General features: G+C 46.7%; 15 protein-coding genes. 6 read left to right on the top strand and 9 right to left on the bottom strand.

All coding sequences use genetic code 11. The features are described from left to right. Nucleotides 1-22 precede the first annotated feature (22 nt). Genes EA408_11090 through recF form a run of 3 tightly spaced genes read right to left on the bottom strand, consistent with a single transcriptional unit; the run spans nucleotide 23 to nucleotide 1,851 of the window. Nucleotides 23-433: a hypothetical protein gene (locus tag EA408_11090; protein ID TVR70613.1), complete on the bottom strand. Its 411-nt coding sequence runs from the start codon at nucleotides 431-433 to the stop codon at nucleotides 23-25. A gap of 44 nt (nucleotides 434-477) precedes the next feature. Further along, nucleotides 478-768 carry a DUF721 domain-containing protein gene (locus EA408_11085; protein ID TVR70612.1) on the bottom strand — a complete coding sequence of 97 codons (291 nt, stop codon included), beginning with the start codon at nucleotides 766-768 and terminating at the stop codon, nucleotides 478-480. 3 nt (nucleotides 769-771) lie between these two features. Further along, entirely contained in the window at nucleotides 772-1,851 is a 1,080-nt protein-coding gene (gene recF, locus EA408_11080; GenBank protein TVR70611.1) for a DNA replication and repair protein RecF, read from the bottom strand. Nucleotides 1,852-2,194: 343 nt separating this feature from the next. Between recF and EA408_11075 the strand changes: the two genes are divergently transcribed. Next, nucleotides 2,195-2,896 carry a tetratricopeptide repeat protein gene (locus EA408_11075; GenBank protein TVR70610.1) on the top strand — a complete coding sequence of 234 codons (702 nt, stop codon included), beginning with the start codon at nucleotides 2,195-2,197 and terminating at the stop codon, nucleotides 2,894-2,896. An 80-nt stretch (nucleotides 2,897-2,976) separates the two neighbouring features. Then, a complete protein-coding gene (locus EA408_11070) occupies nucleotides 2,977-3,480 on the top strand; it encodes a 6,7-dimethyl-8-ribityllumazine synthase (GenBank protein TVR70609.1) in 504 nt (167 codons plus the stop codon). 107 nt (nucleotides 3,481-3,587) lie between these two features. Here EA408_11070 and EA408_11065 read toward each other — a convergent pair whose 3' ends face one another. Next, nucleotides 3,588-4,373 carry a tRNA threonylcarbamoyladenosine dehydratase gene (locus tag EA408_11065; protein ID TVR70608.1) on the bottom strand — a complete coding sequence of 262 codons (786 nt, stop codon included), beginning with the start codon at nucleotides 4,371-4,373 and terminating at the stop codon, nucleotides 3,588-3,590. A gap of 34 nt (nucleotides 4,374-4,407) precedes the next feature. Then, nucleotides 4,408-5,148: a hypothetical protein gene (locus tag EA408_11060; GenBank protein ID TVR70607.1), complete on the bottom strand. Its 741-nt coding sequence runs from the start codon at nucleotides 5,146-5,148 to the stop codon at nucleotides 4,408-4,410. 210 nt (nucleotides 5,149-5,358) lie between these two features. Here EA408_11060 and carA point away from each other — a divergent pair, with 210 nt between their 5' ends. The 3 genes from carA (at nucleotide 5,359) to EA408_11045 (ending at nucleotide 10,411) form a co-directional block, all read left to right on the top strand. Next, nucleotides 5,359-6,474: a carbamoyl-phosphate synthase (glutamine-hydrolyzing) small subunit gene (gene carA / locus EA408_11055; protein ID TVR70606.1), complete on the top strand. Its 1,116-nt coding sequence runs from the start codon at nucleotides 5,359-5,361 to the stop codon at nucleotides 6,472-6,474. Between the two features lie 109 nt (nucleotides 6,475-6,583). After that, on the top strand, nucleotides 6,584-9,820 hold the full coding sequence (gene carB / locus EA408_11050; GenBank protein ID TVR70605.1) for a carbamoyl-phosphate synthase (glutamine-hydrolyzing) large subunit: 3,237 nt from the start codon (nucleotides 6,584-6,586) through the stop codon (nucleotides 9,818-9,820). 153 nt (nucleotides 9,821-9,973) lie between these two features. After that, on the top strand, nucleotides 9,974-10,411 hold the full coding sequence (locus EA408_11045; protein TVR70604.1) for a hypothetical protein: 438 nt from the start codon (nucleotides 9,974-9,976) through the stop codon (nucleotides 10,409-10,411). Between the two features lie 146 nt (nucleotides 10,412-10,557). Here the strand turns inward: EA408_11045 and yidC are convergent, their stop codons facing one another. From yidC to EA408_11030, 3 genes are read right to left on the bottom strand one after another with little or no spacing between them, the layout of a single operon-like run. After that, nucleotides 10,558-12,492 carry a membrane protein insertase YidC gene (yidC, locus tag EA408_11040; protein ID TVR70603.1) on the bottom strand — a complete coding sequence of 645 codons (1,935 nt, stop codon included), beginning with the start codon at nucleotides 12,490-12,492 and terminating at the stop codon, nucleotides 10,558-10,560. 26 nt (nucleotides 12,493-12,518) lie between these two features. Beyond that, nucleotides 12,519-14,141 (bottom strand): CTP synthase, encoded by a 1,623-nt coding sequence (locus EA408_11035; protein ID TVR70616.1) that lies wholly within the window; start codon nucleotides 14,139-14,141, stop codon nucleotides 12,519-12,521. A 35-nt stretch (nucleotides 14,142-14,176) separates the two neighbouring features. Further along, complete coding sequence (locus EA408_11030; GenBank protein ID TVR70602.1) at nucleotides 14,177-16,222, bottom strand: DUF349 domain-containing protein; 2,046 nt, start codon at nucleotides 16,220-16,222, stop codon at nucleotides 14,177-14,179. 199 nt (nucleotides 16,223-16,421) lie between these two features. Between EA408_11030 and trmD the strand changes: the two genes are divergently transcribed. Then, complete coding sequence (gene trmD / locus EA408_11025) at nucleotides 16,422-17,111, top strand: tRNA (guanosine(37)-N1)-methyltransferase TrmD (protein ID TVR70601.1); 690 nt, start codon at nucleotides 16,422-16,424, stop codon at nucleotides 17,109-17,111. A gap of 79 nt (nucleotides 17,112-17,190) precedes the next feature. On the opposite strand, the gene EA408_11020 is transcribed toward trmD, so the two are convergent. Next, nucleotides 17,191-18,360 (bottom strand): putative C-S lyase, encoded by a 1,170-nt coding sequence (locus tag EA408_11020; protein ID TVR70600.1) that lies wholly within the window; start codon nucleotides 18,358-18,360, stop codon nucleotides 17,191-17,193. Nucleotides 18,361-18,410: the final 50 nt, after the last annotated feature.

The following is an 18,410-nucleotide window of genomic DNA, read 5'->3' as shown; positions in this document are numbered from 1 at the left end:
GATTTTGAAATACCTCAAATCTTTAAATCTGCCGCACTAAAGTGGACAAGTCAGGACCTATATAGAGAGCTCCCGACAGATCGGAGTTCAATTGCCGGGGAAAACCTGAAGAAACCGGCCTGTACTTGAATAACACAGTCAACAGGTCAATGTCAATGCCGCTTGTTTTCAGTGTAAGAAACTCGTCGGCATGCCTTATGAATGCAGTGTCATACTCAGCCAGCCTGTAAGGTAAGCTGAGTATCTCATCTCCATCATAGCTTTCGGTATAAGACCAAACAGTGATTTCATCATCAGATGTTTCGATATATACATCCCTTTTGCCAGCATGTTGATGGTTTTTCAAGCTGTATAATCCGTCTTCCGGCTGATTGTCCGCTATCATTCCCAGCTCAACACAACCTGTGCCGAGAATACCGGTAACAGTGATCATAAACACAATGGTTCCGGATTTAAAGATGTCCATAGAAAATAATTTTAACGCAACACTACCTTGCTGATGATCTTTTCGCCTGCCTGCTCGTTGAGGACCTCCATGATACGGGTCTTCATGTAGGAAAGCTCGGTTTTGAGGACCGGAGACCTGAGATGAACATAAAAAACGCCATTCCTTATATAGATCTTCTCAGTCTGCTTTGCTATGGACGGCCCTACAATCAGGGGCCAGGCGTTTATGATCCTGGCTTCTCCCAGCTTACGGCTGATCTTAAGCTCTTTTACTAATTCTGATATTACCTCGGATATTTTCTGGGTATTGCTTTTTCTCATAGCTCAGAGGTGAAATAGTTTAAACTCCCTTCCTGTATCCTTCAGGATAGTGTTCAGCCTTTCGCTGCTGGTATCGGTTATAAATATCTGACCGAAATTGTTTTCCGAAACCAGGCTGATGATCTGTTCAACCCGGCTCTTGTCGAGCTTGTCAAATATATCGTCAAGGAGCAGTATGGGGTGAAAACCGCTCAGATCCCTTATAAATGCAAACTGCGCAAGCTTGAGGGCAATGAGATAGGTCTTCTGCTGACCCTGTGAACCGCTCTTTTTCATCGAATGTTCTCCCAGGGTAAGATCGAGGTCATCCTTGTGAATACCACAGGTGGTGTACTGAAGAATCCTGTCCTTCTCAACGGCAGCCTCCATCAGATCTTCAAGACCGGCATCGTGCAGCTGGGCATCATATCTGAGACTCACCTCCTCCAGTCCCAGTGACAGATGCTCATGAAAACGCCTGAAAACGGGGATCATCTTTTCAATGAATGACCTGCGGCTCTCATGGATCCGTTTGCCCGGGCCTGTCATCTGTTCGGTCCATATATCCAGGGAGTCCCTGTCAAAATATCTTTTTTTGGCAAAATCCTTCAAAAGGACGTTGCGCTGTGTGAGTGCATGATTATAATTTATTACATCCTCCAGGTACTGCCTGTCGTACTGGGATATGACGCCGTTCATGAACTTCCGCCTTTCATCGCTTCCGCCGGTTATAAGCACACTGTCACCGGGTGAGATCATCACCAGGGGTATCAGTCCGATATGATCGCTCAGCTTCTTGTAGTCCTTGCGGTTCCTCCTGAACTGCTTTTTTGCATTCCGTTTAACCCCGCAATAAATGGCCTCCTCATCGCCATCCCTTATGTACCTGCCCTGTATCACAAACATCTCCTCACCGTGCCTGATGTTCTGGGTATCGACCGGATTGAAGAAACTTTTGCAGAGTGAAAGGTAATGAATTGAATCAAGCAGGTTGGTCTTTCCGACACCATTGTTACCTGCAAAACAGTTTATCCGGCTGCTGAAATCGTATTCAGCCTGGCTGAAGTTCTTGAAATTGAGAAGGGATAAGAATTTGAGATACATATTATTGCATGGGTAATTTAGATTGTAAAGTTAGAAAATGAGATCGATAATCGGTAATAAGTTAGATAAAATTGATCTTTATACTGCTGTCATAAACCCAAAGTGTAACAAGAATGATCTTTTTGACAATAAAAATTTTAAAATAAGGGCCAAAACAATTACATTTATCCCGTAAAAAGCCAAAATTTTGTCTTTATAAAATAACAAAATTTTGACTTACAGGATGAACCGCTTCGCTTTCCCATAAAATTTTTTTCATCTGTCTATGTGTAATTTAGATGAAAAAAATTTCATGTATATTTGCGTGCCGTAAATCAACACATAACAATTATTATAGCTCAAAATGTCAAAAAAGAAGAAACAGGGCACTGAAGAACCGGTCGAAGGAGTTGAAAACCTTCTGACAAGGACCGAAAAATATATTGAAGATAACCAGAAGAGCCTGACAATTATCGTTGCTGCCATCGTGGTAGTCGTACTCGGCTACCTTGGATACAGGAATCTCTATATAGCCCCGATGGAAGAGGAGGCGCGCTCACAGGTATTCATGGCCGAAAGGTATTTCGAGCGGGATTCATTCTACCTGGCACTATACGGAGACGGCAATTTCCTGGGTTTCCTCGATATTATTGATGAATATGCGCCGACAAAAACGGCTAACCTGGCCAACTACTATGCAGGGATTTCATTCCTTCACATGGGTGAGTTTAAAAGTGCCATTGAGCACCTCAAAAAATTCGATTCCCGGGATCAGTTGGTTTCGCCCATGGCATTTGGCGCTATTGGCGATGCCTATGCCGAACTGGGTGACCTCGAGACGGCCGCCACATTTTATACGAGAGCCGCAATGAGACGACCCAACGAGTTCACCTCTCCCATTTTCTGGATGAAAGCCGGACAGGTATATGAGGAACTGGAGCAATGGGGCAAGGCTCTCGAAGCCTACGAAAACATCCTTGATGAATACCCCGAAACTACCGAAGGAAGAGAGGCGGAGAAATATATTGCCAGGGTGCAACTCAAAAAAGAGAGGCATAATCGCTGAAGCTGACGCCGGAAAACTGCCGTATACTGATTATTTACCTTCCGGGGAAGTGAACGCACATCTGTAAATGATAAACACCTATGGGAACCGGTCTGAAAGGCAGATCTGACATTAAGCCGGGCGAAATGCCTGAAGCAGGCGATATGCTGTTCGGAATTGTTGTTTCGGAATGGAACAGTGAGATTACCGGCGCACTGCTGGACGGTGCACTGGAAACACTCCGGTCGGCCGGCACGCCCGATGAGAACATCATCATCAGGTATGTGCCGGGCAGCTTTGAACTCACGCTGGGAGCTCAGCTTATGGCCGAAAATGAAGACCTTGATGCGATCATCTGTCTCGGATGCGTTATCCAGGGCGAAACCCGGCACTTCGACTTTATATGCCAGGGTGTTACCTACGGGATAACCGACCTGAACATGAACTACAATATGCCATTTGTGTTCGGCGTGCTGACCACAGACAACATGGAACAGGCACGCGACAGGGCGGGCGGAAAACACGGGAACAAGGGAGAAGAGGCTGCACTCACAGCCATAAAGATGGCAGGCCTGCAAAGGGATATTGAGAACCGGGAGGGATAGGATCCACCAGACAGGGAAGTCACTTCCTGATATTATGGACCCGGAATTACAAGGGTACAGCATCCCTTGACCTGGAAGCATCCCAAGGGCCGGTTATGCAATTATTATCAGAAACAGCCTTCATCTGGCAATCCCGAACCGGGCATCGAGATCAGGTCCCTTATAACCACCGAGGCACAGTAACACCCGAACAGCGGAGGCATGTAAGATACGGTGCCGACAGTGGTTTTCTTGTTCTGTTCGCCGCTAACGGCAATTACGGTTTTTTTATCCACCTGCTCGGGTGAAAAAACAGCTGTGAACCCTCTGCTTACACCAAGCCTGCGCAACCTCTTGCGAAGTATAAAGGCAAGTCTGCAATTGTATGTATTGGCTATATCGCAGACCTTAACCTGTGAGGGATCGAGCTTCCCTCCTGCCCCCATCGAGCTTACCAGTGGCAGTCCGGCACTCAGTGCACGGTAAATCAGAAATATCTTGGGAGAAAGGGTGTCAATTGCATCAACAACATAATCATACTTTTCGGACGCGACCAGTTCATTAAGGCTTTCATCTTTCAGGAACCGGCTGACCACCCTCAGCCGAAGCGAGGGATTGATATCAGCGAGCCTCCGGGCCATCAGTGTGGCCTTTTCCATACCCACCGTACTGTGCAGGGCAGGCAGCTGCCTGTTTATGTTGCCTGGCCTTACAACGTCGCCATCGGCAATGGTCATCTGCCCTACACCTGCACGGCATATATTCTCTGCAGCATAGGCTCCCACACCACCCAGTCCGACCACCAGCACATTGGACCTTTTCAGCTTATCAAGCTTTTCCTCACCAACCAGCAGATCAAACCTCCCAAGCCAGTTATCGCCATCATCTTTTTCTCTGTTCCTGCTATCAGTCATCCTTTCTTTTACTGGTAAAGTATTTATTCCGTATTCATACTGCTTTGTCTGCCCGGGACTGATCAGGACCTGCCTCCCCGGCCCGGAACACGTTCTTATAATTGTTCCACACGCGTTCTCTCATACTTTCACGATCAATTCCGCGAAAGCGGGAATATGAACTGTACACATCCTCAACTCCCGTGTCTGCCTCATCAGTTTCAAAAAATACCCTGCCGGGAGGGATTTCCCTGACGGCTTCCAGTATCTTCTTACTGCCCTCAGTAAAGGCAGCTCCGAGAGAAATATATATGTCATGACGCAACAACTGTTGTACTTCCTGCCTGTTACCGCCAAAGCCGTGTACTATCCAGGGCGGGGCATCAGAAAAACGCTTGCGCAATCTGATTATATCGGGATAGGCCCTTACGCAGTGAATAATGACAGGTTTGCCGGCCCGGGCAGCAATCAGGGCCTGTGCAACGAATATCTTCTCCTGAATATCAAGCGGAAGGTCGACGGCATTGTCCAGACCGGCCTCTCCAACAGCTATCACGGCGGGCTTCCTGACAGCTTCAGATAGCAGGTCAAGCTGCTCATCATCAGCGGAGTTATTTCTTATATGCCAGGGATGTACTCCGGCAGAGACAGGGACATTACCGGTATCTGCTACGGCAACTGCCTCGCCGGGAGTACAGCTAACCACCACAACCTCGTTTTCATAAAGCCTTTTGTGAGAATGGATATTGAGCCATTTGTCCTTTTGTATGTAATTGTATGGATCCGGATACTCCATCTCTTTAATTTTCAGACAGCTGACAGAACTTATAATAATGCCTTCCCTGTTTCGGGGACAAAGGTATAAATCCTCAGGATAAAAAAAGCGTGTGGTATTTTATATAAAACAGTATCAGACAAAAATAAAATATGTATTTTTGAACCCCGGATCATAATTGTCTCTCTATGTTATACAACATAAGAAGATGCAAATTCAAAAAACCACTAAATGACCGGGAAACATAACTATCAAGGCCTTGCAGCCGACCTGCACAAACCAGTGCAGTTAATTCTCCAGGACGGAACAGTTTTCAGCGGACAATCATTCGGATACCGGCAGAGCCTGTCAGGCGAAGTAGTGTTCAATACCGCAATGTCGGGATATCCCGAGAGCCTCACCGACCCTTCCTATGAGGGACAGATCCTGGTGCTAACATATCCTCTTATCGGCAACTACGGGGTACCCCCGATGCATAAGGAGGGGGGATTGCTGCGACATTTTGAATCTGAAAAAATTCACATAACCGCACTGGTAATCTCTGAATATTCATTCGAAAGCAGCCACTGGAACTCCTGGAAAACCCTGTCCAGGTGGCTTATAGAGAACAAGATACCTGCCATATCGGGTATTGATACCAGGGCGCTCACCACCCATCTGAGGGAGCATGGGGTTATGCCGGGAAAACTGATCTTTGACAATGTCGACACGGCTTTTGTTGAGACTGACAAGATGAATATGGTGGAAAAGGTAAGCACCAAAAAAGTAATTACTTACGGAAAAGGCAGCTACAAAGTGGTGCTTGTTGATTGCGGAGTAAAGTCAAATATCATAAGGAGGCTGATGCACCGGGACATTACGGTTATAAGGGTGCCGTGGGATTACGACTACCACGGAATGGACTATGACGGGTTGTTCATATCGAACGGCCCGGGTGATCCGCGGATACTCACCCCTGCTATCAAGCACCTCTCTAAAGCACTGGAAGGTGACAAGCCTGTATTCGGCATTTGCCTTGGCAACCAGCTCCTGGCACTTGCTGCCGGCGGCAATACCTACAAGCTGCCATACGGCCACAGAAGCCACAACCAGCCAGTGCTGATGAAGAATACCAACAGGTGTTTCATCACATCGCAGAACCACGGTTATGCCAGTGACATGGGTTCACTGGGTAAAGAGTGGGAAGAGTTCTTTGTGAATCTCAATGACAATACAAATGAGGGCATAAAGCACAAAAAGAAGCCTTTCTTCTCCACACAGTTTCACCCGGAAGCGGCCAGCGGTCCGACAGACACTGATTTTCTCTTTGATGAATTTGCCGGGATGCTCAAAAAAAGTAAAAAATGAGAAACCGGTCCGCTTTTTCGCTGATTCAACTACTTGCTTTCCCGGGTATGGCACATTTCGGGCCGGCCCGGTTAATAACCAATAATCAAACGATAATCTGCCCTGTAAAATGAAGATCGACAAGAAAATAAAAAAAGTCCTTGTAATAGGCTCCGGAGCCCTTAAAATTGGTGAAGCGGGAGAATTTGACTATTCAGGGTCACAGGCCCTCAAGGCCCTTAAGGAGGAGGGGATACACACCGTCCTGATAAATCCCAATATTGCAACCGTCCAGACCTCGGAAGGCATTGCCGACACCATCTATTTCCTTCCCGTCACACCTTTTTTTGTTGAGAAGGTGATCAAAAAGGAGAAGCCGCAGGGAATTCTGCTGGCTTTCGGAGGACAGACGGCATTGAACTGCGGAGTTGCACTTTACCGTAGCGGGGTACTGGAAAAGAATAGGGTCCGCGTCCTGGGTACCCAGGTTGAAGCAATTATGAATACGGAAGACCGCGAGCTTTTTGTTAATAAACTGAATGAGATAGGTGTAAAAACAATAAACAGCACGGCAGTAACCAACCTGAAAGATGCAAAAAAAGCCGCTGAAAAGCTTGGATACCCGGTAATAATAAGGGCCGGTTATGCGCTGGGGGGGCAGGGAAGCGGATTCTGCAACAATGTTAATGAACTTGAAAGCCTTGCCAACAAAGCATTCGCCCATACAGAACAGATCCTTGTGGAGAAGTCGCTTAAAGGGTGGAAGGAGATAGAATACGAGGTGGTGCGTGACCAGTATGACAACTGCATCACCGTATGTAACATGGAAAACTTTGACCCCCTGGGTATTCACACAGGTGAGAGCATTGTGGTGGCCCCTTCGCAAACACTTACCAACAACGAATATCATAAGCTAAGGGAGATTGCTATAAGCATAGTAAGGCATATAGGCATTGTAGGTGAATGTAATGTGCAATACGCGCTTGACCCTAAGTCTGAAGATTACAGGGTTATAGAAGTGAATGCAAGGCTGTCCCGGTCAAGTGCACTTGCCTCCAAGGCCACTGGGTACCCGCTTGCATTTATCGCTGCAAAACTTGCGCTGGGGTACGGGCTGCATGAGCTTAAGAATATGGTCACACGCACCACCCCTGCATTCTTTGAGCCTGCGCTTGACTACGTGGTAGTAAAGATCCCGAGATGGGACCTGGGTAAATTCAGTGGCGTTTCAAAGGAGATCGGGAGCAGCATGAAAAGCGTTGGAGAGGTAATGGCCATTGGGCGCAACTTTGAGGAGGCCCTCCAAAAGGGTCTGCGAATGATCGGACAGGGCATGCACGGGTTTGTTGAAAACAGGGAGATTGAAACAGATATAAGAAGCGAGATAGAAGACCTGTTATCAAACCCGACCGACATGCGCATCTTCACAATCTCGATGGCGCTCAGACACAATTTCACGATTGACGAGATCCATGAGCTCACAAAGATCGACAGGTGGTTCCTCTACAAACTTAAGAACATTACAGATATTCATTTCCAACTCACTCCATACAGCAGGATCGAAGATGTACCCGGAAACCTGCTTATGGAAGCCAAGAAAGCCGGATTCTCTGATTTCCAGATTGGACGGGTACTCTGCAGGAATACCGGCGGGGCACCTACAGAGTATTCACTCATTGTCAGGGAGCACAGGAAAAAACTTGGAGTTTTGCCCGTAGTGAAACAGATTGATACACTTGCTGCTGAGTTTCCCGCACAGACCAATTACCTTTACCTGACCTATCATGGAACGGAAAGCGATCCAATAAGGAAGGAGGGGAAGGAATCGGTTGTTGTTCTCGGGTCAGGGGCATACCGCATAGGAAGCAGCGTTGAATTTGACTGGTGCAGCGTTAACGCTGTGGAGACGATACGCAGGAAAGGACTGCGGTCGGTTATGATTAATTACAACCCTGAAACGGTAAGCACTGATTATGATGTATGTGACGCGCTCTATTTTGATGAACTGACTTACGAGCGGGTGATGGATATCATTGATATAGAAGATCCGGTTGGCGCAATAGTTTCTGTCGGCGGACAGATCCCGAACAACCTGGCAATGCGTCTATACAAGGGTGGGGTCACCATCCTGGGCACCAGTCCTGAATCCATCGATCAGGCAGAGGACAGGTATAAATTCTCATCAATGCTGGATTCCCTGGGAATTGACCAGCCACGGTGGAAAGAGCTCACTACCGTAAAAGATATTCACAGGTTCACCGCCGAAGTTGGTTTCCCGGTTCTTGTAAGACCTTCATACGTTCTGTCCGGAGCCGCCATGAACGTGGTATCCAACGCCGATGAGCTTGACCACTTCCTGGAGCTGGCCGCCAACGTATCAAAACAATACCCTGTGGTAGTCTCAGAATTTATTGAGAATGCCAAGGAAATTGAATTCGATGCTGTAGCCAAAGACGGGGAGGTCATTGTTTATGCCATATCTGAACATGTTGAGTTTGCCGGTGTCCATTCAGGCGATGCAACCATTGTATTCCCTCCTCAGAAGCTATACCTCGAGACAACACGCAGGGTGAAACGAATCTCAAAACAGATTGCCGGAAAACTTAATATAAGCGGCCCGTTCAATATCCAGTTCCTTGCCCGGGACAACGATATAAAAGTGATAGAGTGTAACCTCAGAGCCTCCAGGAGCTTTCCTTTCGTATCCAAAGTGCTTAAATGCAACCTGATTGAGATTGCTACCAGGGCAATGCTTGGCGAAAAGGTTGAAAAGCCTTCAGAATCATTATTTGAGCTTGATTATGTGGGGGTAAAGGCACCCCAATTCTCTTTTTCAAGACTACAAAAAGCAGATCCGGTGCTTGGAGTTGAAATGGCTTCCACTGGTGAGGTTGGTTGTCTTGGTGAAGATTACTACGAGGCAATCCTGAATGCGATGCTCTCTGTCGGTTACAGCATTCCTAAAAAGAACATCCTTCTCTCAACCGGCCCGCCACGGTCAAAGATCGAGATGCTGATCAGTGCGAGGATGCTGCATGAACGGGAGTACAGGCTTTTTGGAACAAGGGGTACACAGAAATTTCTGAAAGATAACGGTATACCCTGCACCCTGTTGCACTGGCCGGATGAGGACAAGCACCCCAACACCCTGGAGTATATAAAGAGCAAAAAGATTGATCTTGTCATAAACATACCCAAAAATCTCTCCAAGGGTGAATTATATAACGACTATCACATCAGACGGGCCGCAATCGATTACAATATCCCTTTGATTACCAACGCTAGACTGGCATCCGCATTCATATATGCCATCTGCCGGCTTAAGCCTGATGACCTGGCTATCAAAAGCTGGGGTGAGTACCAGTAACCGATGGAAACATTCCCGGCACCTTAACCGTATAAAATATTATTCACGGTAAAAAGGTGGTATCCGGTTACCGGATAATTATGTCATGCATAATCAACCAGCCCCGTCAATATTAAACTGAATAAAATGAAAAAACATTGGTTATTCTTCTTTATGATTTTAATTGCAACACTAATTGCTGCAATTGCGTGCAAAAAAGAGGAGTGTTCAGTTCACCCGGATGCTTTCCGCTTCAGCCTTGTAGGCGCTGAATCAGGTGCAGACCTGATTGGTACAGGAGTTTATAATACCAGTGAAATTGGTGTCTATTACCTGTTAAATGGACAGAGAAATGACCTTATTGTCAACATAGAGCCGGAACCCGACGGCGACCTGGTTGAGATGGTCTCGGCACAGTTGCCCATGATAAGTCTCACTGGAAGGAGCGACACCTTCTATTTGGTCCTCAATGAATTGGAGACAGACACACTTAATGTGGTTGTTGAGCTGGAGAGGCGTGATGGATGCAATTATCACCCCTACACTTTGGTTATTCATAACGGGAAATCACTTCCCATAGTTGAGGGCAAAGCATTCATACTTGAGAAATGACCTTGCTACTGCCCTGGCACCGGAACGCCCGCCAATGATGACTGCCCCAGGGCCCCGCGCTGAAACGCTGCATCCTTTATAAGCCTGATCAACAGTCAGACGAAACATGTCTCTTTAGTTAGCAGATACCGGCCCGGACTGAATCGTTACTTCTTTTTTGAACCGGGCTTTTTCCCCTTAGCCGGAGGAGTCTTTACCCCGCGCTTTTTGGCTACTTCCTCAAGCCTTTTCTGGAACTTGGATTTGGTAACAGGTTTCTTCTTGTGCTCATTAAGCCTTCGTAAAAGCTCCTCGTCATCAACAAAGCGTTTTATGATTGCCTGCTGCCCGAAAGTTATCATATTGGTAAGAAAATAGTAGTAACTCAGGGCCGATGCAAAGTCGTTGAATATAAACAGGAGCATAACCGGCATCATGTACATCATCATCTGCATTCCGGGCATCTGGCTTGAGCTGGCAGTCATCTGCGAATTCATCCTTGTATAGATTACCGTCGAAACACACATGAGCAGGGTGAACAGGCTTACATGATCACCGTACCACGGTATGGTGAACGGCAGGTCAAGTATGGAATCATATGTGGAAAGGTCTGTGGCCCACAAAAAGCTTTCCTGCCTCAGCTCAAAGGAGGTGGGAAAGAACCTGAACAATGCGATCAGTATAGGAAGCTGTATAAGCATTGGCAGACATCCTCCCATAGGATTAACACCGGCACGTTTATACAGGTTCATGGTTGCCTGCTGCCTCTCCATGGCCTTATCCTTGGGAATCTTTTCATTTATCTCATCAATCTGTGGTTTTAGAACCCTCATCTTTGAGGTTGAGACATAGGACTTGTAAGTCAGCGGAAAGACAATTATCTTGATGAAAATTGTGAGCAGGAGTATTATGATCCCGTAGTTGCTGATATATCGTTCAAGGAAGTTGAAAACCGGTATAACCACAAAGCGGTTTACCCATCCGAAAATGCCCCAGCCAAGAGGCACCATCCTGTACAATTGAGGATTATAATTGTTGGCAGCTTCATATTGCTGTGAATAGGCTCTGAGGGTGCTGTAATGGTTCGGACCGAAATAGAACTGCATCGGAATCACTTCCCTGGCACTGTTTTCAATCGGAAGCCGAATATCTGCCACATAATGCCTGAGGTAACGGCCGTCCTCAATCCTCTCCTGCTCGACAATCGCGCTTGAAAAATGATCACCTGCAATAAGAACGGACGAAAAGAACTGCTGCTTGAATGCAATCCACTTTATCCGGGTACGCAACTCCTCATACCCCCTGTCAGATCGCTCGGAAAGCTTATCTACATCATCGTTAAGGAACTTGTACTGTATCGTTGAATAGTTATTCTCATTCTTGCTCCCCCTCTCCTGGCCCGGAAGGTCAATCTCCCATCGCAGGTCAATAAAGCTGGCTCCGGCTCCCAGATACCTGTCCATTCCCACCATGTTAATATTGAAATCAACCATGTAGCTTCCGGGAGCAAGCCTGTATACATACTCTATGTAACTATCATCTCCTGCATAAAGCCGCATTGCAAGTGTCTCTCCCCCGTCAACAGAAACAACCTGTTCTGCGGGCACGGGAACAAAATAGAGAGTGTTCGTGGAAATACTCCTGTTCTGTGAAAAGAAATTAAGACCGAATATATTGTTATCACCCTCAAATAATATGAGTGGAAGAGAATCCCATGTCTGGAATTCCTTCAACTCTACAGACCATGGCCTGCCACCCCTGGAAGAAACATCGAGCTTTACATTTTCATTTTCTATGGTAAATATCCTCTCTTCGCCAATGGCCGACCGGGCAAAATCGCCATACCGGTTAACCAGCTCCTCCATTACGCTTAAGGAGTCCGGCTCATCCTCAAAAAGATCTTCAGTGAATGGCTCATCTGCCAACGTCTGTGCTTCTGCCTGCCTGGCTTCTTCCTCAATCTGCTGCTGCCTTATCATCTCCAGTGAATCCTGCCTTCTCCTTGCAGCTTCAAGATCCTCCTGGGAAGGCCGGTTCATAACACTGAAAACTATAAGTATCAGCGCAATAAGAATGATGCCTGTTATTGAGTTCCTGTCCATAAAAATGCTTATATATTATATTAAGATTAATTACCCGGCAAATCGTTGGAGCTGTTTTCAATTGCAGCTCTCACAAAATCAATGAAAAGCGGATGGGGATTGAGGACAGTGCTCCTGTATTCTGGATGAAACTGAACGCCGACAAACCATTTGTGCCCTGGTATCTCCATAATCTCGACCAATCCGGTATCAGGATTGATCCCGGCCTGAACCATGCCATGCTTTTCGAACAGTTCAAGGTAATCATTGTTAAATTCATACCTGTGCCTGTGCCTTTCCATCACTTCGCTCCCTGAATATATTTTGCTGCAGTTGGACCCGGGAGTTATGTTGCAGGGGTATACACCAAGTCTCATGGTCCCTCCCTTGATGGTGACGCCCTTCTGCTCTTCCATCAGGTCAATCACCGGATGCGGTGTCTTGATATCCATCTCTGTCGAATGTGCATCTTCCAGGCCCAGAACATTTCTGGCAAACTCAATTACCGAACATTGCATTCCCAGGCATATCCCGAAAAAAGGTATATTTCTTTCCCTGGCGAACCGGGCCGACAGTATCTTTCCCTCAATGCCCCTGTCGCCAAAACCGGGCGCAACCACAATACCATTAACTCCATCGAAGTGGCTGTCTATATTATTTTCACCAATCTTCTCGGACTGTATGCTGCGAAGTTCAACCTTGCAGTCATTCACAGAACCGGCATGTACGAACGATTCCATTATCGATTTGTAGGAATCAGGCAGCTCGACATACTTACCTACAAGCGCAACCGTAACATGCTTTTTGGGGTTCTTTACTTTTGCCACGAACTGCTTCCATGGCTTCATCTCAGGTTTTTCACCTTCGGGCAGGTTAAGCTTCCTTAAGACTATACCGTCCAGGTTCTCCTTTTGCATCAGCAGCGGCACCTCATATATTGTGGATACATCGATCGATTCAATCACTGAATTGAACTCAACGTTGCAGAAGAGTGCCACTTTCTTCCTTATATCGCTGTTAAGCGGATGCTCTGTTCGCAGCACCAGTATATTCGGCTGGATACCGTTTTCGAGCAACATCTTTACCGAGTGCTGGGTAGGCTTGGTTTTCAGCTCTGCAGAGGCGGCAAGGTAAGGTACCAGGGTAAGATGGATTACGAGACAATTGACAGGACCAAGCTCCCATTTCATCTGCCTGATAGCCTCAATATAGGGAAGGGATTCAATATCACCTACTGTGCCTCCTATCTCTGTTATTATAAAGTCATTTTTGCCCTTAGTCCCCAGCACCTTAATTCTTCTCTTTATCTCATCGGTAATATGAGGGATCACCTGAACAGTTTTACCCAGGTAGTCTCCTTTACGCTCCTTATTGATAACCGACTGGTAAATCCGGCCCGTTGTCACATTGTTGTTTTGTGTGGTTGGAATGTTTATGAACCTTTCATAATGTCCCAGATCCAGATCAGTCTCAGCTCCGTCTTCGGTAACATAACATTCTCCGTGCTCATATGGATTAAGTGTTCCCGGATCAACATTTATATAGGGATCCAGCTTCTGTATGGTGACAGAGTAGCCCCTTGACTGAAGAAGCTTGGCCAGTGAGGCGGAAATAATCCCCTTCCCAAGGGAGGAGGCCACCCCTCCTGTTACAAAGATGTATTTTTTCAGTGCCAATTGTTGAATGAATTTAAATATTAGTAAATCTAGTCATTATCCAGATCATCTATCATCCTGATCTTCTCCTCCAACGCTTCCATCTGTTTTCTGCCCTGCTCGATCTTTTCCCTGAACTCTTTAATGGTGGCCTCTGCAGTGCTTGATTTGGCAAAAAAACCTATATTGTTCTCCCACAATGCAATATCGCTTTCCAGTTGTTTGAACTTATTCAGGAACTTCTCCCTCTCGAACTTCAGCTTGTTCATGGCATTTGGCTTCTGCTTCACAGTTTCAAGCTTATGCCTGTACTTGACCACATTTTTACTCTGGTCATCCATCTTCAAACTCTCAAAGTGTTTATCAAGGGCAGCCCTGTACCTCTTCTGCACATTTTCTTTTTCCTTGATCGGAACAAAGCCTATTGTGACCCATTCCCGCTGATAATCCTTAAGAGTTTTAAGGCATTCGTCCAGGTTGGAACCCGGCTTGAACCCCTCTATCTTTTCAATAAGAGCAAGCTTCTTCTTCAGGTTTTCTTCGTATTTGGAATCTATATTTGAAAAATACTCTGATTTCCTGTCGAAAAAGCGGTCACAGGCTGACCGGAATCTTTTCCATACCGGATCATAATGCTTTCGCGGAACAGGACCAATCTCTTTCCACCGTTTCTGCATGGATATCAGCTCGTCGGTGGTACTTTTCCAGTCCTCGCTTTCACTCAATGCCTCAGCCTGCACACACAGATCAAGTTTTTTCTGCAGATTCTCATTGAGCACCTCTTTGTTCTGGGCTGTAAACTCCCTTTTTGCAGCAAAGAATCTGTCACACGCATTCCTGAAACGCTGATATACGCGCGTATTATCCTTTTTGGGAGCAAAGCCGATCGTCTTCCAGGTACGTTGCAAAGCTATCATCTCACGGGTTAACTTTTCGGCCTGCCCGAAATTTTCGAGAGGCTTTTCAAGTATTGATTCCGCCTTCTCGCATAATATCGTCTTTGTTTCCAGGTTTTTTTTCTGGGATTCCTTCAGCTTATCAAAGTGCTCCTGGTGTTTCTTGTTAATCTGGTGTGTGACCTCCCTGAACCGCTCCCATATCGTATCCTTCTGATCACGGGGCACAGGTCCCGTTTCCCTCCACTGGTCATGTAGTTTCTGAAGCTGCCTGAATGCATTTATTACATTTGATTCGAGCAACAACTCCTCAGCTTTTTCGCACAGGCTGATCTTTGTTTCAAGGTTCTTGCGAAGATCAAGGTCACGCAGCTCCTTGTTAATTTTGATATGGTCGTAGAAAAGCTCTACAAAATGATGATACGTGTCCCAGAGGTCCTTCAGTTTCTGCTGGGGTACCATTCCTATATCATGCCATCTCTTCTGCAGCTTTCTGAACTCAGGGAATGTGCGGTTAATATCCTCATTATTGTTCAGCAGCTCCTTGAGGTCTTCAATTACCTGAAGTTTCCGTTCCAGGTTTTCCTCCCTGGTATGTTCCAGTCCCCTGTTATGAGCAGCCTTTGAATGGCGGTAGCTCCTGTAAAGCTCCTTGAACCGAAGTTCTGCAGGATCCTCCCCGGGCTCGAATTCTTCAGCGTCTCCCCCTTCCTGCATGAATTTCTTGCGTCTCTGCTCTATCTCGATCTTGTGCCGCTTGTAGAAACAACTCTTAATTGTCTCAACATCGTTTCTGACAGCCATTACCGAACCGGATCCCAAAAGACCTTCGAGGGCCTTAAGAAGCTCATCCTTTCCCATTTCATGGAAATCAGGCCTTGCTTCAGTCCCTGCATCAGCTTCCCCGGAAGGTTCCTCAGCTTCCCCGGCGGTTGATTCAGCTTCCCCGGAAGGTTCCTCAGCTTTCCCGGAGGCTTCATCACTGTCGGCAGGTTTAGTTTCAGTCCCTGCATCAGCTTCCCCGGCGGTTGATTCAGCTTCCCCGGAAGGTTTTTCAACTTCATTGCCGGAAGCTTCACCACTGGTGTCCGGCTGTTGATTTTTTTCCTGTTCGCTTTCTCTTTCCGTATTTCCGGTATTTTCAATACCATTACCGGATTGCTCCTCCGGAGCAGTTCCATTCAGATCCTTCGTATCCATACGAGGCAGTTTTTCAAGGTTTAAAGCTCACCTTGCCAATAGCACCATTGTCTATAACGGGTTCAAAAGTACGAAAATATATGTTTAACCTATAATATGTGGCATCATAAATTGCACAAAATCGGCCTGTGATCTTACCGGTTCATTATCCAGACCGTACATTCTGCCTTTTTATTATATTTTTGCATAAAAAAGCATCATGCGTATAGATATACTCACTGTACTGCCTGAATTGCTGGACAGCTTCCTGAGCCACTCCATAATCAAAAGAGCCGCTGACAAGGGAACAGTAACAATAAGGGTTCACAACATCCGTGATTTTGCAACCGACAGGCACAGGCGGGTGGATGACTATGCATTCAGCGGTGATGCGGGGATGGTGATGATGATCGAGCCTGTTGACCGCGCTGTTCAGCACCTCACAAAAGAGAGGGAGTACGATGAAATAATCTATTTGTCGCCCGACGGAGAAAGATTTTCCCAGAAAATGGCCAACAGGCTCTCGACGCTTGATAATATTATACTTCTTTGCGGACATTACAAAGGAATAGATCAAAGGGTTCGTGACCACCTTGTCACAATGGAGATCTCTATGGGGGACTACGTGCTGACCGGTGGTGAACTTGCTGCGGCGGTCGTAACAGATTGTACAGTTAGGCTCCTCCCCGGGGCAATATCAGATGAAACCAGCGCCCTGACAGATTCTTTTCAGGACAACCTTCTGGCACCCCCTGTCTATACCCGCCCTGCAAACTACAGGGGATGGGAAGTTCCCCCGGTACTGCTCTCCGGTAATGAAAAAAAGATCGCAGAATGGAAACTTGAGCAATCCCTCGAGCGCACCAGGGAACTAAGGCCTGATCTTCTGGAAGGAAAAGAGGAGGAATAACCAGTTATGCAGCTTAACGCCCTGTTCAACAAATCCATAATTGATATTCCGGAAGGGAAAGAGGAGGAATGGCCAGGGGCTAACGGGTATCCCATGCATCCCTGATTCGGTCAAGAGCTTCCAATAGTGTACTGCGCGGGCATCCGGCATTCATCCTGTAAAAACCCTCTCCCCCGGGTCCGAAAGCGGTCCCCGGATTCATTGCAACACGTGCCCTGCCGGTGAAAAACTCCTTCAGAGCTGCATCATCCATGCCCATGTTCCTGCAATCCAGCCATACCAGGTAAGTTCCTTCAGGTATTACCGGCTTTATCTGTGGTATTTTCTCACCAAAAAAATCCTCAACAGTATCAAGGTTTTTCTTAAGGTAAATAAGGAGCGCCTCAAGCCAGCCCTCACCTCCTTCATAGGCTGCCTGGAGCGCTGTCAACCCAAAAATACTTCCGTAATGTATATGGAGGTTCTGCAGTAATCCCTTCATCTTGTTCCTGAGTACTGTATCGGGAATTATCATGAAGGCGGAAGCCATGCCTGCAAGGTTGAATGTCTTGCTTGGCGCCATGCAGACGACCATGTTATCGTGACCTGCTCCGGCAAGGGGGGCAGGAATATGACGGTGTTCCCTGAAGATCAGGTCAGAATGTATTTCATCTGATATGAGCACAACATCGTGATTTCTGCAAAGTTCCACCACTTTCAACACCTCCTCTTTGGTCCACACCCGCCCTGCCGGATTATGAGGGTTGCAGAAGAACATCATCTTTACGCCGCTCTTAAGAAGGGTGTCCAGCCGGTCAAAATCAATGACGTACCGTCCCTCCTTTTCAATCAGGGTATTGTTTACCAGCTCCCGTTTGTTGTCTTTTATGGAAGAGAAGAAAGGCGGGTATACGGGCGACTGCAACAGGACCCTGTCACCCGGTTCAGTATAAACCATAACCGACATGGTAAGGGCCGGCACGATTCCCGGGGTAAAGAGGATCCAGTCGGGACTGACTTCCCAGCCATGCCTCTTTTTCATCCATGTGACTATTGCGTCATAAAACCCGGCTGTAACAACCGGGTAACCAAAAATACCGTGATCGGCGCGCTTTCTGATAGCCTCAATTACACACTCCGGCACCCTGAAGTCCATATCTGCAACCCACATGGGCAGAAGATCACTGCGGCCAAAAAATGCGCCCATTGCATCTTTCTTGACCGATCCTGTTCCTGTGCGGTCAATGATCCTGTCAAAATCAAAATCCATATGCGCCTATAGACTTTTCAAAATCTCCATGATATTAAATATACAATTAT

It is taken from the genome of Marinilabiliales bacterium (assembly GCA_007695015.1).
GTDB lineage: Bacteria > Bacteroidota > Bacteroidia > Bacteroidales > PUMT01 > PXAP01.
Note: the sequence above shows the minus strand (reverse complement) of the source record. Positions and strands in the feature narration are given on the sequence as shown.